Annotated in this window: 21 protein-coding genes; 17 read left to right on the forward strand and 4 right to left on the reverse strand. The window is 65.9% G+C overall.

All coding sequences use genetic code 11. The features are described from left to right. Positions 1-241 precede the first annotated feature (241 nt). From ACQR0Z_RS04535 to ftsH, 12 genes are all read left to right on the forward strand, one after another. Positions 242-979, forward strand: coding sequence for a TetR/AcrR family transcriptional regulator (locus tag ACQR0Z_RS04535; protein ID WP_434917806.1), 738 nt, complete (start codon positions 242-244; stop codon positions 977-979). Positions 980-1109: 130 nt separating this feature from the next. Then, positions 1110-1598 (forward strand): DUF2852 domain-containing protein, encoded by a 489-nt coding sequence (locus ACQR0Z_RS04540; RefSeq protein ID WP_434917807.1) that lies wholly within the window; start codon positions 1110-1112, stop codon positions 1596-1598. A 460-nt stretch (positions 1599-2058) separates the two neighbouring features. After that, complete coding sequence (gene tolQ, locus ACQR0Z_RS04545; protein WP_050886856.1) at positions 2059-2733, forward strand: protein TolQ; 675 nt, start codon at positions 2059-2061, stop codon at positions 2731-2733. Between the two features lie 39 nt (positions 2734-2772). Next, positions 2773-3252: an ExbD/TolR family protein gene (locus ACQR0Z_RS04550; protein ID WP_434917808.1), complete on the forward strand. Its 480-nt coding sequence runs from the start codon at positions 2773-2775 to the stop codon at positions 3250-3252. Continuing rightward, positions 3249-4286, forward strand: a complete 1038-nt coding sequence (locus tag ACQR0Z_RS04555) for a protein TolA (protein ID WP_434917809.1) — start codon at positions 3249-3251, stop codon at positions 4284-4286. Before ACQR0Z_RS04550 ends, ACQR0Z_RS04555 begins: the two co-directional genes overlap by 4 nt. Before the next feature lie 44 nt (positions 4287-4330). Further along, positions 4331-5635, forward strand: a complete 1305-nt coding sequence (gene tolB, locus ACQR0Z_RS04560) for a Tol-Pal system beta propeller repeat protein TolB (RefSeq protein WP_434879959.1) — start codon at positions 4331-4333, stop codon at positions 5633-5635. 250 nt (positions 5636-5885) lie between these two features. Then, positions 5886-8225 carry a putative bifunctional diguanylate cyclase/phosphodiesterase gene (locus ACQR0Z_RS04565; protein ID WP_434917810.1) on the forward strand — a complete coding sequence of 780 codons (2340 nt, stop codon included), beginning with the start codon at positions 5886-5888 and terminating at the stop codon, positions 8223-8225. 327 nt (positions 8226-8552) lie between these two features. Then, positions 8553-9275: an N-acyl amino acid synthase FeeM domain-containing protein gene (locus ACQR0Z_RS04570; protein WP_434856194.1), complete on the forward strand. Its 723-nt coding sequence runs from the start codon at positions 8553-8555 to the stop codon at positions 9273-9275. A 291-nt stretch (positions 9276-9566) separates the two neighbouring features. Next, positions 9567-10061: a peptidoglycan-associated lipoprotein Pal gene (gene pal / locus ACQR0Z_RS04575; protein WP_434917811.1), complete on the forward strand. Its 495-nt coding sequence runs from the start codon at positions 9567-9569 to the stop codon at positions 10059-10061. Positions 10062-10242: 181 nt separating this feature from the next. Beyond that, a complete protein-coding gene (ybgF, locus tag ACQR0Z_RS04580) occupies positions 10243-11280 on the forward strand; it encodes a tol-pal system protein YbgF (protein WP_434917812.1) in 1038 nt (345 codons plus the stop codon). Between the two features lie 64 nt (positions 11281-11344). After that, positions 11345-12418, forward strand: coding sequence for a tRNA lysidine(34) synthetase TilS (gene tilS / locus ACQR0Z_RS04585; RefSeq protein ID WP_434917813.1), 1074 nt, complete (start codon positions 11345-11347; stop codon positions 12416-12418). A 233-nt stretch (positions 12419-12651) separates the two neighbouring features. Then, positions 12652-14568, forward strand: a complete 1917-nt coding sequence (gene ftsH / locus ACQR0Z_RS04590) for an ATP-dependent zinc metalloprotease FtsH (protein WP_434856190.1) — start codon at positions 12652-12654, stop codon at positions 14566-14568. Between the two features lie 699 nt (positions 14569-15267). Here ftsH and ACQR0Z_RS04595 read toward each other — a convergent pair. Next, positions 15268-16467, reverse strand: coding sequence for an acetylxylan esterase (locus ACQR0Z_RS04595; protein ID WP_434917814.1), 1200 nt, complete (start codon positions 16465-16467; stop codon positions 15268-15270). Between the two features lie 177 nt (positions 16468-16644). On the opposite strand from ACQR0Z_RS04595, the gene ACQR0Z_RS04600 reads away from it, so the two are divergent. The 3 genes from ACQR0Z_RS04600 (at position 16645) to ACQR0Z_RS04610 (ending at position 20420) form a co-directional block, all read left to right on the forward strand. Beyond that, the gene (locus ACQR0Z_RS04600) at positions 16645-17868 is read left to right on the forward strand and encodes a glycosyltransferase family 87 protein (RefSeq protein ID WP_434917815.1); all 1224 of its coding nucleotides are present in this window, start codon (positions 16645-16647) and stop codon (positions 17866-17868) included. 159 nt (positions 17869-18027) lie between these two features. Further along, on the forward strand, positions 18028-18702 hold the full coding sequence (locus ACQR0Z_RS04605; protein ID WP_434856186.1) for a helix-turn-helix domain-containing protein: 675 nt from the start codon (positions 18028-18030) through the stop codon (positions 18700-18702). Positions 18703-18803: 101 nt separating this feature from the next. Continuing rightward, a complete protein-coding gene (locus ACQR0Z_RS04610) occupies positions 18804-20420 on the forward strand; it encodes a glycosyltransferase 87 family protein (protein WP_434917816.1) in 1617 nt (538 codons plus the stop codon). A 3-nt stretch (positions 20421-20423) separates the two neighbouring features. Here ACQR0Z_RS04610 and pyk read toward each other — a convergent pair whose 3' ends face one another. Together pyk and ACQR0Z_RS04620 are read right to left on the reverse strand one after the other, a co-directional pair. Then, entirely contained in the window at positions 20424-21860 is a 1437-nt protein-coding gene (pyk, locus tag ACQR0Z_RS04615; RefSeq protein ID WP_434917817.1) for a pyruvate kinase, read from the reverse strand. Further along, positions 21857-22453, reverse strand: a complete 597-nt coding sequence (locus ACQR0Z_RS04620; protein WP_434861195.1) for a DUF1036 domain-containing protein — start codon at positions 22451-22453, stop codon at positions 21857-21859. Before ACQR0Z_RS04620 ends, pyk begins: the two co-directional genes overlap by 4 nt. 189 nt (positions 22454-22642) lie before the next feature. Here ACQR0Z_RS04620 and ACQR0Z_RS04625 point away from each other — a divergent pair, with 189 nt between their 5' ends. Together ACQR0Z_RS04625 and ACQR0Z_RS04630 are read left to right on the forward strand one after the other, a co-directional pair. Continuing rightward, a complete protein-coding gene (locus tag ACQR0Z_RS04625; RefSeq protein ID WP_434880028.1) occupies positions 22643-22945 on the forward strand; it encodes a DUF1244 domain-containing protein in 303 nt (100 codons plus the stop codon). A gap of 241 nt (positions 22946-23186) precedes the next feature. Next, a complete protein-coding gene (locus ACQR0Z_RS04630; RefSeq protein ID WP_434861193.1) occupies positions 23187-23462 on the forward strand; it encodes a DUF2312 domain-containing protein in 276 nt (91 codons plus the stop codon). 119 nt (positions 23463-23581) lie between these two features. Here the strand turns inward: ACQR0Z_RS04630 and ACQR0Z_RS04635 are convergent, their stop codons facing one another. Then, complete coding sequence (locus ACQR0Z_RS04635) at positions 23582-25219, reverse strand: DUF882 domain-containing protein (RefSeq protein ID WP_434917818.1); 1638 nt, start codon at positions 25217-25219, stop codon at positions 23582-23584. Between the last annotated feature and the right edge of the window lie 183 nt (positions 25220-25402).

Consider the following 25402-nt stretch of genomic DNA (forward strand, 5'->3'; position numbering starts at 1 on the left):
GATGCGAGCCGGGGTGGGGTGACAGACTGTCGGCGTGTGCGATGCCGACGTTCGGCTGGGCACCTTGTGCACTCGTCCGTTGACCCCGCGCTGACCTCGCCCGGGGCTCACCCCACCCCGCTCGCCCGCTGCGCGGGCGATCGACCCTCCCCCTCAAGGGGAGGGTGGCAGCCGTGGCTGCCGGTCGAGCGCTCAAAAGTCTCTGGTGTGTTTCACCCCCGCTCATGTAAAAGCCCTTCACATGAGCTGGCGCAAGGAGCAGCGCCGCGCTGAGCGCGGCTATCATCACGGCAACCTCAAGGAGGCGCTGCTGCAGGCGGCGCTCGACCTGATCGCGCAGAAGGGAGCTGCCGGGTTCACCTTCGCCGATGCCGCGCGCATGGCCGGCGTCAGCCCGGCTGCCCCCTACCGCCACTTCCGCGATCGTGATGAGCTTCTGTCCAGCATCGCGCAGCGCGGCTTCGAGCAGTTCGAGGCGCGGCTTTCGGCCGCGTGGGACGACGGCCGGCCGGAGACCGTCACGGCATTCGAACGTGTCGGCAAGGCCTATCTCGCCTTCGCCCGCGAGGAGCCCGCGTTCTACTCGGCAATGTTCGAATCCGGCGTGCCGGCCGACTCGACCCCAGGTCTGCTCGCCGCTGGCGAGCGTGCGTTCGGCGTGATCCGCGCCGCCGCGGAGCGGCTCGCCGCGCTGGCTCCTCCTGGTGTGCCGCGGCCGCCGGCGATGATGATGGCGCTGCACATCTGGTCGATGGCGCATGGCATTGCGTCCTTGTTCGCGCGCGGCGACGCCGCCCGGCGCAAGCTGCCGATGTCGCCGGAGGAGCTGCTGGAAGCCGAGGTGCTGATCTATCTGCGCGGTCTCGGGTTCAGCACCGATCGTGCACCGACCGCCAAGCCCGGCGGCGAGCCGCCGCCACTGCCCGACGACGACAAGCCGGCTGGGACGCCAGCGGGGCCCTGGGGCCGGCCCAAGTAAAGGTTCAACGCCGGACGAAAAATATTCCGGGCGGCGCGTCAGGCGGCAGCCTTGACAAAATCACGGGTTGAGCTAGCTATGTAAATGTTATTTACATTCACACGGCATGGCGCCGCGAATGGAGAGGGAGATGGCCTACACCGCAGATGTCAATCGATGGCGCGGTTCGGAGGAGGAGCAGAGGTACCGGCCCCACATGATGGAGTCGCCCTGGCATCCCGGCTGGATCGCGGTGACCGTGCTCGGCTTCATCATCTGGTGGCCGATCGGACTTGCCCTTCTCTTTTTCACACTCGGGAGCAGAAAGATGGCGTGCTGGAACGGTAGCGATCGCTGGTCGAACAAGATGGAACGGATGCAGTGGAAGATGGACCGCATGCGCGACAGGATGGAGCGCCGCGGCTTTGGTTTCGGCTTCTCGCAGCCGTCGTCGAGCGGCAATCGCGCCTTCGATGAGTACCGCATGGAAACGCTGCGCCGGCTCGAGGAGGAGCAGCAGGAGTTCCGCGACTTCCTGACCCGCCTGCGTCACGCCAAGGACAAGGAAGAGTTCGACGCCTTCATGGCGCAGCACAAGCAGCGGCCGCCGACGCCGCCGAACGACCAGCCCCAGAGCTGATCGACCGATCCTGACGCCGCAGGGCTTTCAGCCCCCGCCCTGACGGCACAAGACGCCCGCCCGCGGTTCCCCGCCGGCGGGCGTTTTGCGTTCCTAATTACCTTTCCCTGCGGCGCCTCGCCGCTGGCTGCAGGCGGCCAGAACGGCCGCGACGTCACAATGGCCTGATTACAAAGGCTCTATCTGGCTGTCCCGGCAGGGCCTTTGACCTCCGCAAAACTCCGCGGTAACCCCGCCTTAACTCCGGAGGGGGTTTGGTTAAGGGGCGCTTACGGGCGCCGAGCCCTTGTTTTGACACGTTGGCGGAGGAAGCAGGCCACTTATGGCTTCGGCGGGCCTCTTAAAGCGATCAGTTCAGGGCTTTCTTGCGTAGGCGCTTTGCGCCGCGATGGCATCCGGCGTGGAACGGCGGATGCATGGACCCGGGTGTCCCGGGCTGTTGGTTGAGAGGATACTTCGGATGGAAGGCGACTTCTCCCTGATCGCGCTGTTCTGGCAGGCGCATTGGGTCGTGAAGGGCGTGATGCTCGGCCTCATCACCTGCTCGGTCTGGGTGTGGGCGATCGCGATCGACAAGCTGTTCCTGTATTCCCGGACGCGCCGCTCGATGGACCGGTTCGAGCAGGCGTTCTGGTCCGGCGAGTCGATCGAGGAGCTCTATCGGGTGCTGTCGGCCAAGCCGACGCAGTCGATGGCGGCGTGCTTCGTGGCGGCGATGCGCGAATGGAAACGCTCCTTCGAGGGCCATGCGCGGTCGTTCGCCGGCCTGCAGATGCGGATCGAGAAGGTGATGAACGTCTCGATCGCGCGCGAGGTCGAGCGGCTGGAACGCCGGCTGCTCGTGCTGGCCACGGTCGGTTCCGCCGGCCCCTTCGTCGGCCTGTTCGGCACCGTCTGGGGCATCATGACGAGCTTCCAGGCGATTGCAGGCTCCAAGAACACCTCGCTCGCGGTGGTCGCGCCCGGCATCGCGGAGGCGCTGTTCGCCACCGCGATCGGCCTGATCGCGGCCATTCCGGCGACGATTTTCTACAACAAGTTCTCCTCGGAGGTGAACCGGCAGGCCCAGCGCCTGGAGGGCTTCGCAGATGAATTTTCGGCCATCCTGTCCCGTCAGATCGACGAGCGGGGATGAGGACGGGTATAATGGCGACCGGATCGTGAGTATCGCAGCATGGGCATGAGCATGGGTAGCGCGTCCGGCGGCGGTGGTCGCCGCGGTCGGCGCAAGGCACCGGTGATGTCGGAGATCAACGTCACGCCGATGGTCGACGTCATGCTGGTGCTGCTGATCATCTTCATGGTCGCAGCGCCACTGCTCACTGTGAACATCCAGGTCGATCTGCCGCAGGCGCAGGGTGGTGCGGCCTCAACGGCCGATGCCAAGCCGCCGCTCGAGGTGACCGTGAAGAAGACCGGCGGCGGCTGCGCGTCGAAGGTCGATGTCTACATCGGGGACTCCCCGATCGGGATCAACGAACTCGGGCCGAAGATCAAGGCGATGAAGGAGGCGGGTGCCGGCGGCGGCGACAACGTCGTCAAGATCCGCGGCGATCGTGACGCCTGCTACTCCGACATGATGAAGGTGCTGGGCATGGCGCGCGACGCCGGCTATCGCGCCAGCATCGTCGTGCTGCCGGAACAGGGCTCATGACGGCAAAGGACCTCATCCAGTTCGCACGTCAGCGCAAAGGCACGGTGCTCTCCGTGGCTCTGCACGTGCTCGTGCTGGGATGGGGTCTGTTCAGCTTCTCCGCCCGCTCGATGGTGGCGCCGCCGGAGGATCTGGTGCCGGTCGACGTGATCTCGGAGGACAACACGTCGAAGGCCAAGGCCGGCGCGCTCGCCGGCAAGAAGGAGTCGCAGAAGCTGCTCGCCGACAGGATCGGCGAGAAGAAGCCGACCGAGGACATCGTCGGCAAGGTCGACACCAAGCAGGTGACCGAGACCGACGCCGCGCCGGAGCCGAAGCCCAAGCCGGAGAAGCCGCTCGAGAAGAAGCCCGACCCGCCCAAGCCGGTCGAGAAGCAGCCGGATACGCCCAAGCCCGTGGCCGAGAAGAAGCCGGATCCGCCGAAGCCTCTGCCTGCTGAAAAGCCGAAGCCGGAGGAGAAGAAGCCCGATCCGTTCAATCCGGACCAGATCGCGAGCGTGCTCAACAAGGACAAGCCGAAGCAGCCGCCGAAGCCGCAGCAGACGGCGGTCGCCACGCCCGAGCCGCCGAAGCACAAGAGCGAGCGCAAGTTCGACGCCGAAAAGATGGCGAGCCTGATCAATCAGAAGGATCCGACGCGGCAGGCCGTGACGGGAGCGGAGCTGAACGCGAATGCGGCGCTCGGCACGGTCCAGGGAACAGCCGAGGCCAACGTGGCGAGTTGGCAGGGCGCGTTCCAGGAGGCTGTGACGCGCTGCTTCAACGCGCCCTACAGTGGTGTCGACGAAGACAAGATCTCGGTCGACCTCGACATTCAGTTGCGTTCCGACGGCTCCCTGCTCGCAACGCCCGTCGTCTCCGGCGTGACGGGCCCGAATCGGGCGGTCAGCCTCGCCGTGGCGGAGAACGCGAAGCGGGCGGTCGAGAACTGTGCGCCTTATGCGTTTCTACCGAAGAATCGTTACAACGAGTGGAAGCTCATCCTGACGCGATTCAATCTCAAAACGATGAATTCGATGCGAGGCCGAACTTGACGAATCCTCCCGACCGCACGACCGGATCTTTCACGCGGCGCCAGCTGTTGGCGACGGGAGGCGCTGCCGTCGCGGCGCTGGGCGCCGGTCCCGCGTTGGCCCAGCAGAAAGACCGCCTGGAGATCGTGCCGACGAGCTTCAAGCCGCTCCCGATCGCGATTCCGCCGTTCGTTCCGGGGGGCGCCGGCGATGCCGATGTCGGCAACGGCATCTCGCAGGTGATCACCAACAATCTGAAGCGGAGCGGCTTGTTCGCGCCCGTCGACCCCGCTGCATTTCCCGAGCGCATCAGCAATTTCGAGGCGCCGCCGCAATTCGCAAGCTGGAAGCCGTTCGATCTGCGCGGCATCGTCACCGGCCGCGCCACGCGCCAGCCCGACGGCCGCCTGAAGGCCGAGTTCCGGCTGTGGGAGCCGAATACGGGCCAGCAGCTCGCCGGCCAGCAATATGTGACGGCGCCGGAATATTGGCGGCGCATCGCCCACATCATCTCGGACCAGATCTATACGAAGCTCACGGGCGAGAAGGGCTATTTCGACAGCCGCGTCGTGTTCGTCGACGAGAGCGGGCCATCGGAGCGCCGCGTCAAGCGGCTCGCGCTGATGGACCAGGACGGCGCCAATGTCCGCTATCTCACCCGCGGCGCCGACCTCGTGCTGACGCCGCGGTTCTCGCCGTCGAGCCAGGAAATCACCTACATGGAGTTCGGGCAGGGCGACCCGAAGGTCTATCTGTTCAATATCGAGACCGGCCAGCGCGAGATCGTCGGCAACTTTCCGGGCATGTCGTTCTCGCCGCGCTTCTCGCCCGACGGCCAGCGTATCATCCTGAGCCTGCAGCAGGGCGGCAACTCCAATCTGTTCGTGATGGATCTGCGCTCGCGCGCGACCACGCGGCTGACCGACACGCCGGCGATCGATACCTCGCCGTGCTACTCGCCGGACGGCAGCCAGATCTGCTTCGAGAGCGATCGCGGCGGCAAGCCGCAGATCTACGTGATGTCGGCGAGCGGCGGCGCCGCGCAGCGCATCTCGTTCGGCGAGGGCAGCTACTCGACGCCGGTGTGGTCGCCGCGCGGCGACTACATCGCCTTCACCAAGCAGGGCGGCGGCCAGTTCGCGATCGGCATCATGAAGACCGACGGCTCCGGCGAGCGCATCCTCACCTCCGGCTTCCACAACGAAGGCCCGACCTTCGCTCCGAACGGCCGCGTGCTGATGTTCTTCCGCGATCCCGGCGGCAATGCCGGTCCTTCGCTCTATACGATCGACGTCTCCGGCCGCTTCGAGCAGAAGGTGCAAACGCCGGGCTTCGCCTCGGACCCGGCCTGGTCGCCGCTGCTGTCGTGAGGAGTAGATGGCCCGTCGATGCTCGCTCACACTTGAGTGGACGCGTCGCCGGCGGGTCGCGCAATGCGTGTCTTCGGTCGAAATGGAACCATTCGTTGCAAGGTCGGAGTAGTGTTTCCCTAGTTTGCTGAAATCTCGGGGAAATCCGCCCGTTTCGCGGCTGCGGCAACGCTCCGCTAACGATGTTCGCTCAGAAAGACTTCACTTGCGAACGGTATTGTTGCGCACAGAACAGGACGCGTGCGCACGAATGCAGCTTGCCAGCCAAAGCGGAGAAGACGATCGAAAGCTGTCGCCCGGTATCCAGGCGGCGCTCGTCGACTCCCTCTTCCAGGATCCCGGCCCGATGTTTGCCGGCGCACTCTGCGCCGCCGTCGCGGCCGTCATGACCGCGATCAAGAGCGGCGACACCAGTCTCTGGCCCTGCGCGATCCTGCTGATCGTGGCCGGCGCGTTTCGCTCGCTCGACATGCGCTACTACCGGCATCTCCGTGACGGCGGGCGCTTGACCCCCGAGGCGGTGGCGCGCTGGGAGATCCGCTACCAGGTCGGCGCGATGATCTACGCGCTGGTGCTCGGCATCTGGTGCGTCGTCGCCGTGTCCGGCAACAGCGATCCGGTCGTGCACCTGATCGCGATCACGGTGACGCTCTGCTACATGTCGGCGGGCGCCGGGCGCACCTATGGACGCCCCTGGATCTTCCACGTCCAGATCCTGCTCGCCTGCGGGCCGCTCGCACTCTCGCTCGCGCTGAATGGCAGTCCCTATTACATGGGGATGGCGGCGTTCTGCGTGCTGTTCTTCATGTCGTTGAAGCACATCTCGACGAACCTGCAGCGGATCTTCGTCCAGGCCTTCGTGGCGCGCGAAGGCGAGTCGGCGCTGGCCAAGCAGTTCGATACGGCGCTCAACAACATGCCGCACGGCCTGTGCATGTTCCGCGCCGACGGGCACCTGGCGGTGATGAACCACCGCTTCGGCGAGATGATGAGCCTGCCGGAGGATATCCTGCAGCGCGGCGGCAAGGCCGCCGACATCATCAATGCCTGTGTGGTCGCCGGGTCGATCTCGGCGGCGAGCGGCCGGCTGATCCTGGCGGAGATCGAGCACACCAAGACCCACAACGTGATCACCAGCGATCCCGACGTGGTGCGCGACCGCTCGCTATCCTGGACGTTCCAGCCGATGGCCGATGGCGGTGCCGTGGTCCTGCTCGAGGACATCACCGAGCGGCGCCATGCGGAGGCGCGCATCTCGCATCTGGCGCGTTACGACGAACTCACGACCTTGCCGAACCGCGTCAGCTTCCGGGACGAGATCGAGCGGCTGCTCAGGATCCCGCAACGAAACGGCGAATTGTCCGCGCTGCTGTTCGTCGATCTCGACCGCTTCAAGCAGGTCAACGACACCCTCGGCCACCCCTGCGGCGACCAGTTGCTCTGCGCCGTGTCCGAGCGGCTGCGCGACATGCTGCGGCCGGAGGATTTCGTCGCCCGCTTCGGCGGCGACGAGTTCGTCGTGTTCCAGCGCAACATTCGCTCCAACGACGACGCTGCCGTGCTCGCGCGCCGGATCGTCGATCAGCTGAGCGAACGCTACAAGATCGACAATCATCTGGTCGAGATCGGCGCCAGCGTCGGAATCGCGATGACCGCGCCGGGCATCAGCGCCGACACGCTGCTGAAGAATGCCGACATGGCATTGTATCGCGCCAAGGCCGAGGGCAGGGGCACCTTCTGCTTCTTCCGCGACGAGCTTGCCCAGACCGTAGAGGCGCGGCGCATCCTCGAGCTCGATCTGCGCAAGGCACTCGCCAACGAGGAGTTCGAGCTGTTCTACCAGCCGCTGGTCAATCTGAAGTCCGGCAAGATCTCGACCTGCGAGGCCTTGCTGCGCTGGAACCATCCGGTGCGCGGCACCGTCTCTCCGGTGGACATCATTCCCGTCGCCGAGGACATGGGCCTGATCGTCGATCTCGGCCGCTGGATCCTGCGCAAGGCCTGCCTCGAATGCATGAAGTGGCCTGAGGCGGTGAGCGTCGCCGTCAATTTCTCGCCGCAGCAGTTCCACCAGCGCGACGTGCTGAGCGAGGTGCGCTACGCCCTCGAAGTCTCCGGCCTGCCGCCGCACCGGCTCGAGATCGAAATCACCGAATCCTCGCTGTTGCGCAACACGCAGCTGACGCACGACGTTCTTTCGCAACTCCATATGCTCGGGGTGCGCATCTCGCTGGACGATTTCGGCACCGGCTATTCGAGCCTCAGCTACCTGCACAATTTCCCGCTCGAGAAGGTCAAGATCGACCGCTCCTTCCTGGAGGGCATCGACAGCGACCGGCCGCTGACATTGCTGCGCGGCGTCGCGCGGCTGTCGGCCGATCTCGGCATGTCGGTGGTCGTCGAGGGCATCGAGACCAACGAGCAGCTGGAGCTGGTCAGTGCCGATGGCACGGTCACCGAAGCCCAGGGCTATCTGTTCAGCCGACCGGTCCCCGCCGTGCGCATCCGTCAGCTTCTGAATGCCTCGCACGGCCGACGGCCGGCGGAAGAGGCGATTGCGGTCGCCGGAGGCAATCGGTCGATCGCCTGATCGCCGTCTCGCCCGCGTCTCCGACGGTCCGGCAGCATCGCTGGGGCTCGTGCGGACACGCACGCCCATGTGAACGCTAAAGTGACAACCCCACGTCGCATCATCCGGGCTGAGAACACGCGTATGCCACGCGCACAGGTTTCGGATAGGCACGGAAGTGATCCGTAGCGATACCTGAGTCACTCCGTTTCATTTCTGTAAGTCGCAGTCATGACGCCCGATTTCCCGCACCGTTAACTCTGTACCGCCGAAAGCTTTGCGTCTGAATTAACGCACTGTTAAGCTCATTAGGTACTCGTAAGGGTTGTGTGTGAAAAGGGGTTGCGAATGAAGTCGGCGGCTCGAGTTACTGCCGTTGCTGACCAGAAGTCGGATGCGCTCGAAAATGTCGATTATCGGCTGGCGCTGACTGCGGAAGACAAGGACGAGATTTACCGGCTGCGCTACCGCGCCTATCTGCGCGAAGGAGCCATCCTCCCCTCGGCGAGCGAACGCGTCACCGACGAGTATGACGATCTTCCCAACAGTTTCATCTTCGGCGTCTATGTGCATGGCGAACTGTACAGCTCGATCCGCATCAGCGTGCTGAACTCGCAATGGCGGCGGTCGCTGTCGGCGGACATGTTTTCCGATCTGCTGCATCCCGAGCTCGACCGCGGCCAGGTGATCGTCGATCCGACGCGTTTCGTGGCCGATTACGAGAAAGCCCGGCTGTTTCCAGCGCTTCCCTACGTCACCGTCCGGCTCGGCTATGTTGCCTGCGCGCATTTCAACGCCAATATTGGCCTTGCCAACGTCCGGCCGGAACACCGCGCTTTCTACAAGAAGGTCTTCCTCCAGGAGCCGTGGGGCGAGCCGCGGCTCTACTCCGGCCTGACCAAGCCGGTCGGCCTCGTCGCCGCGCATTACCCCAAGATCCGCGAGCGGGTGTTCCAGCGCTTCCCCTTCATGCGCTCGAGCGCCTTCGAGCGGCGGATGCTGTTCGACCGTCGCGCGCCCGACGCCTTCTCTGATTCGTTTCGGCTTCAGCCTGTCGCGAAGGCCGGCTGAGCAAAGTCGGTCTTGTTCCCGGATTCAAGCCGGCGCAGCCCCCTGCGCCGGCTCAATTTCGTAGCCTTGGCGCAAATATCGGCGAAAAGCGCCGTGCTCCCGGCGGGCCGCTGCTTGCCTTCACCCTGGCGCCACATTTACAACCCATTAACCATCGCGGTCGCTTTTTCGGGTTTCGTTAGCATTTGACGGGGTTCGGCAAGACCCCATCAAGGTTGACGGAACGTTCGCTTAACCATCGACCTGTAGACCGGATGGCAGTCTAAGAACGTGAGCGTGGAGGCTCCGGGAATGAAATATTACGTGCGTATCCTCCAGGGATTGAAGTTGGCTGCCGTGCTCTCGGTCGCGCTGTCGATGGGCGCCTGCGCCAACAAGAATCTCACCGGGGCCGACGGAGCGATGGCGAGCGCTGCAACTCCAGGCAGCCAGCAGGACTTCGTGGTCAATGTCGGCGATCGCGTCTTCTTCGAGAGCGACCAGACCGATCTGACGCCGCAGGCGATCGCGACGTTGGAAAAGCAGGCGCAGTGGCTGCAGACCTATCCGCGCTATCAGTTCACCATCGAGGGCCACGCCGACGAGCGCGGCACCCGCGAGTACAACATCGCGCTCGGCGCCCGCCGCGCCCAGTCGGTCCGAAACTTCCTGGCCTCGCGCGGCATCGACCAGAGCCGCATGCGCACCATCTCCTACGGCAAGGAGCGCCCCGTCGCGGTGTGTAACGACATCTCGTGCTGGTCGCAGAACCGCCGCGCGGTCACCGTGCTGAACGCCAGTTCATGAAGCTGAACGACGTCGTCTCATGACGGGTCGTTGATGAAGCCGGCGTCGCCATCGACGCCGGCTTCATCATTTCGTCTTCGCTTGAACGTCATTTGTCTCCATCTCAATTCTACTTTACAGCCTCGCTCATCAGGCTTTTTCAACCTCTCGCCGATCCGGTCGTCAGGGCAGCATGTCGTTCATGTCTCTTCCTCGGAGCGCCGCAGCGATGCTCGCAGCGCTCGTCGTTTTGTCGTGCCAGTCATTGTCGTCGCGGGCGTTCGCCCAGGTCGATGAGGATCCCGAGATCAGGATCGAGCGGCTGGAGAATCAGCTGCGTCAACTGACCGGGCAGAACGAGGAGCTGCAGTACCGCAATCGCCAGCTCCAGGAGCAGCTGAGGCAGTTGCAGAGCGGGGCGCAGACGGCCGCGCCGGCTGCCCAGCCGGGCGTTTCGCCGGCACCGGCGCAGGTCAATCCGGGTTACGCCCAGCCCGCACAGCCCGCCTATGGCCAGCAGCCTTATGGACAGCCGCAGCAGCAGGCCTATCCCACGCCGCAGCAGCCTCCCGTCTACGCCCAGCCGCAGGCCGGCGCGCCCGCGCCGATCGCGCTGGATCCGCCGGCGCCGGGCGGGCGGACCCGTCGCGGCGACGCCTTCGATCCGAGCCAGAACCCGACCGCGCCCGGCGCGCCGCAGGCGCTCGGCGGAGGGCCGCTGCCGATCCAGCCCGGTGGCGGCCAGCCGGTTGCCCGCGCGCCGGATCCCGTCAATCCCGCGAGCCCGCCGCCCGGCCGCTATCCCCAGGCGGCGGCCCCTGCCGCCGCCGGCGGGCTGGATACGGCGCCGCCGCGGCAGACGCCGCGCGATGAATACGACCTCGGCATCGGCTACATGCAGCGGCGCGACTATGCGCTGGCCGAGCAGACGATGCGCAACTTCACCCAGAAATATCCCAACGATCCGATGATCGGCGATGCGCAATACTGGCTCGGCGAAAGCCTGTACCAGCGCCAGCAATACCGCGATGCCGCCGAAATTTTCCTGGCGGTGACCACCAAGCACGAGAAATCGTCGAAGGCGGCCGACGCGCTGCTGCGGCTCGGCCAGTCGCTGGCGGCCTTGAAGGAGAAGGAGGCGGCCTGCGCCGCGTTCGGCGAGGTGACGCGGAAGTATCCGCGCGCCTCCGCGGGTGTGAAGGCGACGGTCGACAAAGAGCAGAAGCGGGTGAAGTGCTGAGCCGCGCGGCGTGAGATCGTAGGGCTCTCGCCCCCGGGCAGCGAGGCGGGTAGGCTGCCGCGCCATGGCGAACGCACGCTCCGAAGCCGATCTCCCGGTGTCCGCCGCCGAGGCCGAGCGCCTGTTCGCGCCGCTTGCGGCGGCGCCGGCGCTCGTGCTCGCGGTCTCCGGCGGTCCCGACTCTATGGCGCTGATGTGGCTGGTGGCCCAGTGGCGGGCGTCTCTCGTGACGGGCCCGCGGCTGCTTGCCGTGACCGTCGATCACGGTCTGAGGCGTGCCTCGGCGGGCGAAGCCCGGTTGGTCAAGCAGATCGCGCGCAGCCTGGGTGTTCAGCACCGCACCTTGCGCTGGACCGACGACAAACCGGGCGCCGGAATTCCCGAAGCGGCGCGGCTGGCGCGCTACCGGCTGCTGGCGCGCGCGGCGCGGCAACTGCATGCCGGCCATATCCTCACCGCTCATACGCGGGATGACCAGGCCGAGACGGTGCTGATGCGGCTGTTGCGCGGCAGCGGTATCGCCGGGCTTGCGGCCATGACGCTGGTCAGTTCGCGAGATGGGCTGCTGCTGGCGCGGCCGCTGCTCGACATCCCCAAGGCCAGGCTGCTGGCGACGCTTCGCGCCGCGGGGCTTCCTCACGCCGATGATCCGACCAATCGCGATCCGTCCTTCACCCGGCCGCGCCTGCGCGCGCTGATGCCGGCGCTGGCGGAGGAGGGCGGCGATGCGCGCACGCTGGCGACGTTGGCGCGCCGGCTTGGACGGGCCAATGCCGCGATCGAGCGCATGGTGGACGGCGCCGAGCGCTATCTCGCCCTCCAGGCCGATGGCGGCAGTGGCGAACAGCCGGCCCAGGGCCACAGCTTCGACCCGCGCGCGTTTGTCGCACTTCCAGCAGAAATCAGGCTGCGGCTGTTGATGCGCGCCATCGATCGCGTGGGAACCGAAGGACCCGTGGAACTTGGCAAGGCCGAAGCGCTGCTCGACCGGCTGGACCGGACTCTTGCGGGGATCGTAGATAGTGGTAGGTCTGCTCCAGGCAGGCTAAAACAAACCCTGGCTGGTGCGCTGGTAAGCATGACGAAAGAGTCGATCCGCATCACGCCCGCGCCGCCACGGCGATCGCGCGGGACTTGAGCGGGCGGCAGCTTCGCGGACGCTTAACCACCTGCATGGTCGGCGCTTTCCCGCGCCATTTTTTAAGCGGGAATCGGGCTAGGATGCGTTAAATAGTCCTGTCTGGTTCCCTTGGCATTGCGGCGAGTGGTACCTAGATTACGAGACGGTCGACCGGGGGATTCCCTCGTGGCTACCCAGGGATAAGTCTGAGGACAGACGGCCGCGATCCGCGCGACCACGAAGGAAAATCGATGAACGCCAATCTGCGCAATTTCGCCCTTTGGGTCATTATTGTCCTATTGCTGTTGGCACTGTTCACCCTCTTCCAAAATCCCGGGCAACGCGCGTCGTCGCAAGACATCACCTTCTCGCAGCTGCTGACGGAGGTCGATCAGGGCAATGTGCGCGACGTCGTGATCCAGGGCCCCGAGATTCACGGCACCTTCAAGAACGGCTCCTCGTTCCAGACCTACGCGCCGAGCGATCCGACGCTCGTGACTCGTCTGTACAACGGCAAGGTCTCGATCACCGCGAAGCCGCCGGGCGACAACGTGCCGTGGTTCGTGTCGCTGCTCGTCTCCTGGTTGCCGTTCATCGCGCTGATCGGCGTCTGGATCTTCCTGTCGCGACAGATGCAGGGCGGCGCCGGCAAGGCGATGGGCTTCGGCAAGTCGCGTGCGAAGATGCTGACGGAAGCGCATGGCCGCGTCACCTTCGAAGACGTCGCCGGCGTCGACGAGGCCAAGCAGGACCTGCAGGAGATCGTCGAATTCCTCCGCGACCCCGGCAAATTCCAGCGCCTCGGCGGCCGCATTCCGCGCGGCGTGCTGTTGGTCGGCCCTCCCGGCACCGGCAAGACGCTGATCGCCCGCGCCGTGGCCGGCGAAGCCAACGTGCCGTTCTTCACCATCTCCGGTTCTGACTTCGTCGAGATGTTCGTCGGCGTCGGCGCCAGCCGCGTCCGCGACATGTTCGAGCAGGCCAAGAAGAACGCGCCCTGCATCATCTTCATCGACGAAATCGACGCTGTCGGCCGTCATCGTGGCGCCGGCCTCGGCGGCGGCAATGACGAGCGCGAGCAGACCCTCAACCAGCTGCTGGTCGAGATGGACGGCTTCGAGGCCAATGAGGGCGTGATCCTGATCGCCGCCACCAACCGCCCCGACGTGCTCGATCCCGCCTTGATGCGTCCGGGCCGCTTCGACCGCCAGGTCGTCGTCTCCAACCCCGACATCATCGGCCGCGAGCAGATCCTCAAGGTTCACGTCCGCAAGGTGCCGCTGGCGCCGGACGTCAACCTCAAGACCATCGCCCGCGGCACGCCCGGCTTCTCCGGCGCCGACCTGATGAACCTCGTCAACGAGGCCGCGCTGACCGCCGCCCGCCGCAACAAGCGGATGGTCACGCAGTCCGAGTTCGAAGAGGCCAAGGACAAGGTGCTGATGGGCGCCGAGCGCCGCTCGATGGTGATGACCGAGGAAGAAAAGATGCTGACCGCCTATCACGAGGCGGGCCACGCGATCGTCGGCCTCAATGTCCCGAGCCACGATCCCATCCACAAGGCGACCATCATTCCGCGCGGCCGTGCGCTGGGCATGGTGCAGTCGCTGCCCGAGGCCGACCGTCACTCGCATACCCGCGAATGGTGCGTCTCCAAGCTCGCGATGATGTTCGGCGGCCGCGAGGCCGAGGTGCAGAAGTTCGGTCCGGAGAAGGTGACCAACGGCGCCACCGGCGACATCCAGCAGGCGACCAACCTCGCCCGTGCGATGGTGATGGAGTGGGGCATGTCCGACAAGCTCGGCCGCGTCCGCTACCAGAGCAATGAGCAGGAGGTGTTCCTGGGTCATTCGGTGGCGCGCTCGACCAACATCTCGGACGACACCGCACGCCTGATCGACTCGGAAATTCGCGGACTGATCGAGGCCGGTGAGCAGGAAGCCCGTCGCATCATCACCGAGAAGCGCGAGGACTGGGAGACGATCGCCCAGGCGCTGCTCGAATACGAGACGCTGACCGGCGAGGAGATCCTCGACCTGCTCAAGGGCAAGAAGCCGAACCGCGAATCCGCGATCGAGCCGTCGACGCCGCGCGCCTCGGCGGTGCCGCCTGCCGGCAAGCCGCGTCCGCGGCCCGATCCGGGCCTGGAGCCGCAGCCGCAGGCCTGACCGGGAGTCTTAAGCGCAGACGAAAGATGGTTGCGGCGTCTGATGCAACGAACCGAATAAAGCAAAGGCCCGGCTGTCAGCCGGGCCTTTTGTTTGTTTGGATGGCCGGGTCGCCCTGGGGCACGACGTGTTTCTATGGGATCGATCATCGCGACCCAGCGCAGGTTCCCGATCGCGCAACGTACGGCTTAAAGATCAGCCCCGCTAACTACCCTCGCCTGGAGGGGGAGGGTCGGCTCACATGGAGCGCAGCGCAATGTGAGCCGGGGTGGGGTGATCTCTCCGCGCACGCCGGCGTCAGCTGAGATCACCCCACCCCGCTCGCCCGCTTCGCGCGCGATCGACCCAGGCTATCGCATATGACGACGCAGCTTTGTGCACGTCTCTCTCCACGTCGTCATGGCCGGGCTTGTCCCGGCCATCCACGTCGTCCGGCATGCTGAGAACCACGTGGATGCCCGGGACAAGCCCGGGCATGACGGAGTAACTCATGTACCGGATTGCTCGCCGCGACAGCCCTGCATGTCCATATGCGTTAGCCCTGACCGTCCAGGGGAGGGTGAAACCGGGATTGCGGCGCCTGTTGTCGTCCTCCTCGGGAGGTTGGCGATGACGGCGGCATGCGTTTCTACGCGATCGCATCATTCTCAAGACGCTCGTCGGCGTCATCGCACCGAAGCGCCGTGTAGTCGTCTCGGATCAGGGCCTGTCGAACCAGGTCTTCCACTGCGGTACGGCAGTGGCGAAGGTGCCGCGATGGCTGGTCGGACCGGTCGAGACGGCTTCCACCTTGGGGTTGCCGGCGCCGATCGCCTGCTGATAGGTCATCGCCAGCCGGCCGAGGCCCGTCGAGATCGCCTCGTCGGTCTCGCCGTAATAGTTGCGCACCGGGCTCTTGATGATCCAGCGATAGGCCTGCGCCTGCGCCACCAGCCGGCCGTAGGCCGATGCCGCGAAATACTGCGCGTCGAAATAGTCCGGCTTCAGCAGCTTGTGCAGATCGGTCGGGACGTCGGCGACGTTGAACGGCTCGCGCAGATAGGCCTTGCGCGCGACATCGTAATAGCTGTCGCTGATCACCGAACGCGCCAGTCCGGGCACGCCATAATAGTTCTCGAACGCGAAGGCGGAGAGGATGAACAGCGAGTTGACCCAGGCCGCGTCGTTCTTGCGCGGGAAGCTGAGGAAGCCGTTCAGAGCCACGAAGACGTCGACCGGCGCACTGGCGGTCGCCGCGGCGGCCACCGTCTCGCCAGCGCTTTCGAGCTTTTCCAGAAACGCCATCGTGACGAAGCCGCCCTGCGACCAGCCGGCGATCGACAGCCTGGTCGCGGTGAGATGCAGGTCGTTGAGCACGGCGCGGCTGGCGAGCAGCATGTCATAGGTTGCCTGCTGGTGGCTCGCCTTCACCATATAGCCCTCCGGCTCGGTCGAAGTCCCCATGCCGAAATAGTCGGCGCCGATCAGCAGATGGCCTTGCCCGGCAAACTGCGCGATCATCAGCTGCGTCTCCGGCGACTGCTCGGGGAACGACGGCACCTCCTGTTTTCCGTAGACGGTGCCGTGCTGATAGGACACCAGCGGCAGGCTGGTCTCGCTGATGTCAGGCACCGCCAGCAGTCCCGTGGCGCGGATCGGTTTGTTGCCGCGCTCGGGGACCACGGACGAATAGGTCACGCGGTACAGCCGCACGGCGTTCACGGCCGGCGTATAGGTGACCTGGACGCCGGCGAATTTCGGCGTGTCGACGGTCAGGATCTTGTTGAGCCGCTCCACGTCCCAGCGCGCCAGAAATTCATAGGAGACGTCCGACGTGACGCGCACGACGCCCTTGTCCTGAGCGCGGCTCGCTGCGGGCACGATCAGGAGGAGAGCAAGAAGGATGAGACGAATGGCCATGAGGACTCCCGTGGATCGGCCGCCAGTTGCATCGGAGTCCTGTGCTACAGATTGCGTGTAAACATTCGGTGCGATCCGCCGCATCTCGGGGCTGGCGGGGCGCTTAAGCCTTCTTCAAGCCTCCCGGCCTATCTCTCGACCAGGAGTGCGCCCCGCGTGGCGCCGGGCGAGGTCCTGATGGCCGACAATTCCGCTGCCGCGATTCCCTTACAGCGCCGTGGCGTACCGTTCGGCCTGTTCGCCGTCTGCTTCGCGCTCGCCTGCATCAATGCCGCGTTCTTCCCCGCCGGCCTGTTTTCCGGGATCTGGATCTGGGGCGCGGATGGGCTGGGCATCCCGACCGACTTCGTCAACGTCTGGGCCGCCGGCAAGCTCGCGCTGCAGGGCCATCCTGCGCTCGCCTGGGACTGGGACGTGCAGCGGAGGATCGAGCTCGACCTGCTCGGGCAGGATTTTCCCGGCTACTTCGCCTGGCACTATCCGCCGCCATTCCTGTTCGTCGCGGCGTTCCTGGCGCAGTTTCCCTACGTCACGGCCTTCGCCGGCTGGGCCTATGCAAGCTTCATCCCCTATGCGCTCGCGATGCGCGCCATCGTCGGCCGCGGCTTCGGCCTGCTGCTGGCGGCCGGCTTTCCGGCGCTGTTTTCCAACATGCTGGTCGGGCAGAACGGATGCCTGACTGCCGCGCTCGTCGGCGGCACGCTTTATCTGCTGCCGGTGCGGCCGGTGCTGGCCGGAATCTGCCTCGGCCTGCTGACCTACAAGCCGCAATATGGTCTGCTTTTCCCGATCGTGCTGATCGCCACGCAGCGCTGGACGGCATTCATCTCTGCGAGCGTCACCGCGATCCTGCTCGCGCTCGTCTCCCTGCTGGCGTTCGGCATCGACAGCTGGCAGGCTTTCGTCCACTGGCTGCCGATGTTCTCACAGGCGTTCCTGACCGAGGGCAAGGCGACCTGGTGGAAACTGCAGAGCCTGTTCTCGATGGTGCGCTATTTCGGCGGCTCCGAATCGCTCGGCTGGGCCTTCCAATGGGTGCTGACCGCCGGCGTCGCCGTCGTGCTGGTGACGCTGTGGCGCAGCCCGGTGCGCTATTCGCTCAAGGCGGCCGCGCTCGCCGTCGGTCTCCTGCTGACGACGCCTTATCTGTTCATGTACGACATGATGGTTCAGGCCATCGCGGTGGCCTGGCTGGTGCGGATCGGGCTCGCCGAGGGTTTCCGCCGCTACGAACTGCCGGCGCTCGGGGTCATCGCAGCCCTTCAGATCACCTTCATGATGACCGGCATCCCGCTCGGTCTTGCCGCCAATCTGATCATGGCCGCGCTGGTGCTGGCGCGGGCCGGATCGTGGTGGCGGCGGCAGCCGGCCACCGCCGAAATTGCTCTCGCGCCCGCCTGATCAGGTCCGCAGCCGAAGCCGCGGAACCACTTCCCGCTTGCGTTCTTATCTGAACAAGTGTTCAGTTCTTCCGAGCGTTTGCGAGGACTTTCCTCCAAAAACACTGAACCAGCGTTCGCCGGGAGACCTGGACGAGCGCGTCCAGGGACTGGAAACGTCATGGTCTATCGGCGAACCCATCAAGTCGTGAAACGGCTGGCGGCCCGCCGCAGCGCGATTCTGGCCGCCGCGCGCGAAGCCGCAGCCGAAGGCGGCATGTCGGCCGTGCAGATCGCCCCGGTCGCCGTCCGCGCCAACGTCGCGGCCGGCACGGTCTATCGCTACTTCCCGTCCAAGGCCGACCTGATCTCCGAATTGATTGCGGAAGTGTCGCGCGACGAACTGGCCGCCGTCCGGCGCGCGGCCGATGCCGCGCCGGGACCGTCCTCTGCGCTCGCCGCTGCCGTCTCGACGGTGGCCGTTCACGTCCTGTCGCAGCGCAAGCTCGCCTGGGGCATCCTGGCCGAGCCGGTCGACGTCGATGTCAGCGCCTCGCGGATCGCGAGCCGCCGCGAGATCGTCGGCGAGATCGCCTCCCGGATCGATGCCGCGGTTCGCGCCGGTCATCTCCCGGCGCAAGACACGCAGCTCGCCGCCACGGCTCTGCTCGGCGCGCTGCACGAGGCGCTGGTGGGGCCGCTGGCGCCCGACACTCTCGACGATGCCGCCAAGCTCCGCGACACTGTCCAGGCGGTGACCCTGCTGGCGCTGCGCGCGGTCGGCGTCATGGACGCGCGCGCCCGCGGCCTCGTCGTCCAGGCCGTGCTGCCGGTCCGGAGCTTGGTCGGGGCCTGACCCAACGCTTGGGCTTAAGCAAGGATTCACCCGCTGCGGCGATGGTAAGGACGGCGCGCGCAGCAGCGCGCCTTGCCTCAATCCGGGTGCTTCCTCAGCCGATGCCGATCGCACGCAAGCCTCTGGCGACGCCGCTGGTCATCGCCGGATCGGTAGTGGCCGGCGCCCTCTATGCCTATTTCATTGGCGAAGATATCAACTGGGACTGGCAGAACTACCACGACTATGCTGGCTTCGCGCTGGTCAACGACCGCTTCGATGTCGACGTCGCGCCCGGTGGTTTCCAGAGCTTCCTCAATCCGCTGATCTATCTGTTGCCCTACGTCGTCAGGCATTCATTGCCTGCGCCGTGGTGGGGCATCGCGCTCGGCGCGCTGCATGGGCTTAATCTCGCTGCGGTGTATTGGGTCACACGGGTCCTGCTGCAGCGGAGCGCCGATGCGGTCACGCTCGGCGCGGCACTGCTCATCGCTGCGCTCAGTCCGATGGCGCTGTCCGAAGTCGGCACGAGCTTTGCGGACATCGTCACGACGATCCCGATCCTGGCCGCGCTCGCGCTGATGTTCGAGCGCGACGACAACGAGGTGCGCGCACGCCATCTTCTCCTCGCGGGCCTTCTCATCGGCGCGGCCACCGGATTGAAGCTCACCAATGCGACGTTCCTGATCGGCGCCGGCGTCTCGCTGCTGCTCGTGGCACAGCCGCTGCGCGCACTCGTCACGTTCGGCGCTGCCAGCGCGGCCGGCGTGATCGTGACCGCGGGGCCTTGGGCATGGAAGATGGCGCGCGATTTCGGCAGTCCGCTGTTTCCGTTCTACAATACGATCTTCCGCTCGCCGGAAGCGCCGCTGGTCTCGATCGTCGACACGCGCTTCATGCCGCAGGGGCTGCTCGATGCGCTGGCCTACCCGTTCTACTGGGTGGTCGGCATCCATCCGTCGTCGGAATGGTCGTTCCGCGATCCGCGCTTCGCGATCGTCATCGTGCTGCTGATCGCGCTGGTGGCGACAGGCGTCGTTCAGAGGCGCGAGGTGCTGGCGCTGCGCGAGCGGCGCCTGATCATCTTCTTCTGGGTCAGCTATGTCCTGTGGATGCTGGCCTTCTCGATCCAGCGCTATCTGATGCCGCTTGAACTGCTGTCGGCGCCGCTGATCGTGCTGCTGCTCATTCGGCTCGTCGAGGCGTGGCGCGGGCGAACGGGTGCATTCCCATCGCCGCGAATGATGCGGGCCGTGACGGTCGCGACCGCGCTCGCGATCGCATTGGCCTCGCAGCCGACCGACTGGATGCGGCGGCCGTGGTCGGATCCCTATCGGCCGCAACTGGCCGAGCCGCTGCAACAGCCGGCGACATTCCTGCTGCTGCAGAAGCCGCTCGGCTACGTCACCTCGTTCGTGCCCCGAGGCTCGCGCGTCTATCAGTTGTCCGAACTGGTGGTGCCGATTGTCCCGGGGGGAATCCTCGACCGCCGTGTCCGCGATGGCCTCGCCGCGCCGCTCCCGGGCGGCATATGGGCGCTGTATTATGCGGACAGCCCAGCCGACAATCCGCCGCGGCTCGACCTGCTCGGCGACTACGGCCTCAAGCTCGACGGTTCAAGAACCTGCGAACGCATTCAAGCTGCAGACGGTACCGACATCATGGCCTGTCCGGTGATCTCGGCCGCGGGACCCGCGGCATCCACCGCGGGCCTCAAGCCGGATCACGGCGCCAACTGATCGTCAGATCTGGGCGTCGCTCGACGGCCCGACATAGGCGATGCGCACCATGTTGGTGGTGCCGGGCGTGCCGAGCGGAACGCCGGCGACGACGATGACGCGCTGGCCGGCGCGCACGAAGCCGTCGCGGAAGGCGATCGAGCCGGCGCGCTCGACCATGTCGTCCTGGTCGCGTGCATCCTCGGCCACCACGCAATGTACGCCCCACACCACCGAGAGCCTGCGTCCCGTGGCGAGGTTCGGCGTGATCGCGACCACCGGCGGCTTGGCCCGTTCGCGGGCGACGCGCACGGCGGTCGATCCGGACGAGGTCCAGCAGATGATCGCGGGAAGGTCGAGATTCTCGGCGATCCGACGGGCTGCTTCGGCAATCGCATCGCCGGCGGTCGATTCCGGCTCGGGACGCTGGGCCGCGATCACCGAGCGATAGACGGCATCGCGTTCGACCTCCTCGCCGATGCGGTTCATGGTCGATACCGCCTCGACCGGAAATTTTCCGGCCGCGGATTCGGCCGACAGCATGATCGCGTCGGCGCCTTCATACACCGCGGTGGCGACGTCGGAGACCTCGGCGCGGGTCGGCACCGGCGATTGGATCATCGACTCCAGCATCTGCGTGGCGACCACCACGGGCTTGCCGGCCCGGCGCGCCAGCCGCGTCATCTGCTTCTGCAGGCCGGGCACGCGCTCGAGCGGCAGCTCGACGCCGAGGTCGCCGCGCGCCACCATCAGCGCGTCCGAGACGTCGACGATGTCGTTGAGCCGCTCGATCGCCTGCGGCTTCTCGATCTTGGACATCACGGCGGCGCGGCCGCGGATGATCTTCTTGGCCTCCAGCACGTCGTCGGCGCGCTGCACGAAGGACAGCGCGATCCAGTCGACGCCGGTGTTCAGGGCGGCATCGAGGTCGGCGCGGTCCTTCGGCGTCATCGCCGAGACCGGCAGGTCGGTGTCCGGCAGGCTGACGCCCTTGCGGTCCGACATCTTGCCGCCGATGACGACGCGTGTGACGGCCCGGGTGGGGGTGGTCTCCTCGGCGATCAGGCGGACCTTGCCGTCATCCAGCAGCAGCGCGTGGCCGGGTTGCAGCGCGGCGAGAATCTCCGGGTGCGGCAGATACACCCGCGTCGCATCGCCCGGCGTCTTGTCGGAATCGAGCACGAAGCTCTGGCCGTTGTTCAACTGAACCGGGCCTGCGGCGAAGGTGCCGAGCCTGAGCTTCGGTCCCTGCAGGTCGACCAGGATGCCGATCGGACGGCCGTAGCTGGACTCGACGGCGCGGATCGTCGCCACCATCTCCCGCAGCTTGTCGTGCGGGGTGTGGCTCATGTTGATGCGGAAAATGTCGGCCCCGGCCTCGAACAGCTTGCGGATCATCGCGCTGTCCGAAGAGGCCGGGCCGAGCGTGGCGAGGATCTTGATGCGGCGCAGTCGCCTCATGGCTTCGGCGCTTGCCCCGGCGGCAGCGCCGGTACCGCCGCGGGCGGCGCTCCTTGTGGTCCGTTGGGCAGGCCCGGCATGTTGCCGCCAGGCCCTAATGTTCCGGGAATGCCGGGCACGCGCTGCTGCGCCGGCTGCTCATTGGCCTCGGTCAGCTGCACCGTCCAGGCGCGCTGGTCGCCGGTGTCGACCTCGAAGAAGCCGGTGCGGTCGAAGCCGCGGGCGAGGCAGTTGTCGGTGCCCTTGATGGTGAATTCCTTGTCGCGCGAGCACATGAAGGCCTGACCGGACCATTCGCCGCCACGGTCATAATCGAGCGCGTAGATGTAATAATAGCGCGCCACCAGGGTGCCCTTGAGCAGGGTCTCGCAGCTGCGTGACGACACGTTCCACCAGCCCTCGGTGGTCCAGCCTTCCGCGTCCTTGTAGCCGAGCGCGATCCCGACCCGGCTCGAGGTGTTGTTGCACAGCCGGAAGTCGGCCGCCGCCGGGCTGGATGACAGACAGAGCGCGGCCAAACCAAGCAGCGAAAGCAGTCCGAGACCGGGACGGCGGGGAATGCGATGCAGGAGAGGGAAGGTTTTGGGGATCATTGCGCGAGGCTATATCCAACATTGATTGATGTCGCGTGACTTGGCTGCGACCGTCCGCGGCGATGGATGGTGAAGACACGCTGCGATCGCGCGCCTCGTCCTCCCGACGGTGCTGCGATATGGCCAAACCCGCGACGAAGCCGCATTATATAGCAGACATCCGTCACAGCGCGGAACAGGGAACAGAGGATGACCATGGACAGCACCACCCGGACCGAGCTCGAAGCCGCCGCCTTCCGCCGGCTGGTCGAGCATTTGAGGACCAGAACCGACGTTCAGAACATCGATCTGATGAATCTGGCCGGTTTCTGCCGCAACTGCCTGTCGAACTGGCTCAAGGATGCCGCCGACGCCAAGGGGGCGCCGATGACCAAGGATGAGAGCCGCGAGGCCGTCTATGGCATGCCCTACGAGGAGTGGAAGACGAAGTACCAGCGCGAGGCCAGCGCCGAGCAGATCGAGACCATGAAGAAGGTGCATCCCGGACATTGAGCCTGCCGGCTTGCCCGCGAATCGGCGGCTGTGCGCGCGCGCCGAAAAACGCAAGCGACGTGGCCGATGTGGGGGTCTTCCGGCGTATCGAGCCCAACAACATGTGAGCGCGCTGTGGATGAGGCCGATGTTGCCTTGACGCAGGGCACGCCAGATTTGAGGGTCGCGCCCAACACGCGCGCTCGGGTTTGACGGGCGCTCTCACCGAAACCGGACACCGAGTTCCACTCAGGAGTATCAGATGGCCACCTCCGCTGCCGCGAAGGACGACGACTCGCCCGCGACCCGCTTTGCCGTAGACCAGCTCAAGTCGATCATCGAGCGCATCGAGCGGCTGGAGGAGGAGAAGAAGGCGATCTCCGAGGACATCAAGGACGTCTATGCGGAAAGCAAGGGCAACGGCTTCGACGTCAAGGCGCTGCGCACGATCATCCGCCTGCGCAAGCAGGATCCGAACGAGCGCCAGGAAGAGGAGAGCATCCTCGAGACCTACATGCAGGCGCTCGGCATGCTCTGAGCGTCCTCCTATCGGCTCGGACGATGCCCCCTCACGGGGGCATTTGTTTTTGGGATGATGTCTTGAAAGAACCGCCGGGCCAGGCCACGCTTTCGCATGGGGCAGCGGTGCCTGCGGCTTCAGCGCAGCGCCGCAGCCTTCATCGTGAGCGATTTGGTTTCGAGCTTGATGATCGCGGGTCCGGTGAACTGGTCGTAGCTCAGCCCGGGCGTCGGGTCGGCGGTGAAGCTCATCGCCAGCGTGGTCTGCGGCTTGAGGAAGTAGCTGCGCATCACCGTGAGATCGGCGTCGCCCATCTTGGTCACCGACATCGACGACGACGCGCTGGGCGTCAGCATGATCGCCCGCATCCAGGTCGAATCGGGGCCCTTCGCGGCCGACATGCGCGTCGCGACCGTCACAAGGCCGTCCTGGCTCGAACCGCTCTTGGCTGTGGTCTCAGGTGCAGGCGCAACGCTGCGGGTCGCCGGGCGCGAATTCTTCACCGGGATCGCCGTCGTCGCCGCGCCATTGCCACGCTCGGCCGGCGCGGGCGCAAAGGCCATCGCCTGCATCAGGCTCGCATTCTCCGGCCGGTCGATCGCCGACAGCGCGCGCCGCGCCGTGATGGCGGCGACCTGCTCGGGCGTCGCCTGCTTCGGCTGGCTCGGATTGTCACCCCAGAAGCCGCGCGAATTGATGATGTCGGCCACGCTCTGCGGGCCGCCCTCGCGCGGCGCGGGATTGATCGCGCTGGTGGTCTCCGGCTTCTGCTCGACCTTGGCGGCGACCGGCTGGGCAGCCGATTGCGCGTCGGCCGAGGCGAGCTGCAGGGCGTTGGCGATCTTGCCGCGGGTGGTGGCAGCCTTGCCGTCCGCCGACTTCTCGGCGTTGCGGCCGTCCTTGTCGGCCGACTTGTCTGTTGCCTTGGCAGAGAGCGCGGCGGTCTGGACCGGCTTGGCGTCGGCCTTGCTCTCGCTCTCACCGGACTCCTCGTCATCCTCCGCGGGGCGGCCACGGAACAGCCGCGCGAACAGGTTGGAGCCGCCCGAGGACGCCGAGTCACCGTTGCCGCGCTTCTCGATCTCGGCCTTGGCGAGCTCATAGCCCTTCAGCGGCACGCCATTGCTCGGGACATGGACGGTCTTGCCGTCCGGGAAGACGCGGGCGAGCTGGTCGGCGGTCATGCGCGGCCAGTGGCGGATATTGCCGGTGTCCAGATGGACGAAGGGTGAGCCGGAGGTCGGGTAGAAGCCGACGCCGCCGCGCTGCAGGCGCAGGCCAGCGAAGCGGATCTGCTCCAGCGGCACGCCGGGAATGTAGAAATCCATCGCGTGGCCGAGCATGTGCTGGCTGTGACGGGCCACCCCCGAATGCGCCGAGCGCCGGCGCAGCATCGAATTGGTGGCGGGCGAGCGATACGACGAGATGATCTGGATCGGCTGCTTGGCGTCGACGTCGCGATAGACTTCCCAGAGGATGTCGAACAGGCGGCGGTCCATGACCGTCTCGTCCTGGGTGCGCCAGTCGCGCAGGAAGTGGTTGAGCTTCTTCAGCGCGTCTTCGTCGTAACGGCCTTCGCGCTTGAAGGTGACGGTCAGGTCTTCGCCGGAATGGGTGTGGTGGAAGGACAGTGTCTTGGTTTCATTGAGCGCGGCCGCGTCATGCACGGATCCGGCGCCCACCAGCAGCAGCAGAGCCGCCAGCCCGTATTGGCATCCAGCCTTCCAGCTCGCCCGCGAGAGCGAAACAGATTGGCGCGCGAAAACAGACAGCAAGATGCAGCCCACCCCGTCGACGAGCGTTTACTCAGATACCCTCTTGCGGCCCGTCCGGCGGAAGAGAGAGGAAACGCTTACCTAAGGCGGGATGGTTAAGGGATACTGACCGGCCCGCCCCCCAATTACCCTTAACATATACTCTTGAGTGTGGCGAAAAAGAGCCATCGAATCGTGGTTGAT

Origin of the sequence: Bradyrhizobium sp. HKCCYLS3077, assembly GCF_051167555.1 — a bacterium.
In the GTDB taxonomy this organism is placed as follows: domain Bacteria; phylum Pseudomonadota; class Alphaproteobacteria; order Rhizobiales; family Xanthobacteraceae; genus Bradyrhizobium.

Coding starts and splice junctions, on each gene's coding strand:
- ACQR0Z_RS04535 (WP_434917806.1), top strand. CDS start 242: ATGAGCTGGCGCAAGGAGCAGCGCCGCGCTGAGCGCGGCTATCATCAC.
- ACQR0Z_RS04540 (WP_434917807.1), top strand. CDS start 1,110: ATGGCCTACACCGCAGATGTCAATCGATGGCGCGGTTCGGAGGAGGAG.
- tolQ (WP_050886856.1), top strand. CDS start 2,059: ATGGAAGGCGACTTCTCCCTGATCGCGCTGTTCTGGCAGGCGCATTGG.
- ACQR0Z_RS04550 (WP_434917808.1), top strand. CDS start 2,773: ATGGGCATGAGCATGGGTAGCGCGTCCGGCGGCGGTGGTCGCCGCGGT.
- ACQR0Z_RS04555 (WP_434917809.1), top strand. CDS start 3,249: ATGACGGCAAAGGACCTCATCCAGTTCGCACGTCAGCGCAAAGGCACG.
- ACQR0Z_RS04565 (WP_434917810.1), top strand. CDS start 5,886: ATGCAGCTTGCCAGCCAAAGCGGAGAAGACGATCGAAAGCTGTCGCCC.
- ACQR0Z_RS04570 (WP_434856194.1), top strand. CDS start 8,553: ATGAAGTCGGCGGCTCGAGTTACTGCCGTTGCTGACCAGAAGTCGGAT.
- pal (WP_434917811.1), top strand. CDS start 9,567: ATGAAATATTACGTGCGTATCCTCCAGGGATTGAAGTTGGCTGCCGTG.
- ybgF (WP_434917812.1), top strand. CDS start 10,243: ATGTCTCTTCCTCGGAGCGCCGCAGCGATGCTCGCAGCGCTCGTCGTT.
- tilS (WP_434917813.1), top strand. CDS start 11,345: ATGGCGAACGCACGCTCCGAAGCCGATCTCCCGGTGTCCGCCGCCGAG.
- ftsH (WP_434856190.1), top strand. CDS start 12,652: ATGAACGCCAATCTGCGCAATTTCGCCCTTTGGGTCATTATTGTCCTA.
- ACQR0Z_RS04595 (WP_434917814.1), bottom strand. CDS start 16,467: ATGGCCATTCGTCTCATCCTTCTTGCTCTCCTCCTGATCGTGCCCGCA.
- ACQR0Z_RS04600 (WP_434917815.1), top strand. CDS start 16,645: ATGGCCGACAATTCCGCTGCCGCGATTCCCTTACAGCGCCGTGGCGTA.
- ACQR0Z_RS04605 (WP_434856186.1), top strand. CDS start 18,028: ATGGTCTATCGGCGAACCCATCAAGTCGTGAAACGGCTGGCGGCCCGC.
- ACQR0Z_RS04610 (WP_434917816.1), top strand. CDS start 18,804: ATGCCGATCGCACGCAAGCCTCTGGCGACGCCGCTGGTCATCGCCGGA.
- pyk (WP_434917817.1), bottom strand. CDS start 21,860: ATGAGGCGACTGCGCCGCATCAAGATCCTCGCCACGCTCGGCCCGGCC.
- ACQR0Z_RS04620 (WP_434861195.1), bottom strand. CDS start 22,453: ATGATCCCCAAAACCTTCCCTCTCCTGCATCGCATTCCCCGCCGTCCC.
- ACQR0Z_RS04625 (WP_434880028.1), top strand. CDS start 22,643: ATGACCATGGACAGCACCACCCGGACCGAGCTCGAAGCCGCCGCCTTC.
- ACQR0Z_RS04630 (WP_434861193.1), top strand. CDS start 23,187: ATGGCCACCTCCGCTGCCGCGAAGGACGACGACTCGCCCGCGACCCGC.